This is a genomic window from Myroides sp. C1519, assembly GCF_038039755.1.
Classification (GTDB): domain Bacteria; phylum Bacteroidota; class Bacteroidia; order Flavobacteriales; family Flavobacteriaceae; genus Flavobacterium; species Flavobacterium phaeum_A.
Window position 1 is genome coordinate 1 of the sequence record NZ_JBBPHM010000056.1, and the last position, 572, is coordinate 572.

The window sequence follows — 572 nt, forward strand, 5'->3', positions numbered from 1 at the left end:
GTTTCTAACTCCTCAATTATTTTGTTTTGGGTTATTATTCTTTCGTTAATGAGGGATAGAAATGAGGCTATTTTCTTTTGTTCTTCAATATTTGGATAACAAAAAGAAAAACTATTTATCTGTTCTAAATTCAAGTTAGGTTGAGCTCCAACAGAAATACTTTCCTTAATATATTTCTGCATTATTGCAGATTTCAAAATCTGAATAATATAACTTTTAACTTCTTTTTCATTTAATCTTATAATTGCTAATGCTTGATTAGTGTTCGCAGGTAAAACAGCTTTTGTTACAATATTAGTTTTTCCAATAGTTGCACCTGCAATAGCAAATAAAATATCTCCTTCTCTTAATATAGATCTTTTCAGCTCTTTATTATGCGTTATTTCATCAATAAACATACATTTTTCTATATCAATAGAATTTTCTTTAAATGATTCTATTTTAATATACTTAATACCTTGATTCGTGAATTTTTTCGGAGTAGTTCCTTTAGTTATAAGTTGTGATATCTCTCCCAGCGTCTTAGTCTCCCATTCCCCCTCAAATCCTGGGAATCTCAAATTAGGAACCTT

At 28.7% G+C, this 572-nt stretch carries 1 protein-coding gene; it reads right to left on the reverse strand.

The genetic code is table 11. The annotated features are described in order from the left end of the window. Positions 1 to 572: restriction endonuclease subunit S (locus AABL81_RS13550; protein ID WP_341341326.1), on the reverse strand; the 572-nt coding region annotated here is incomplete at both ends.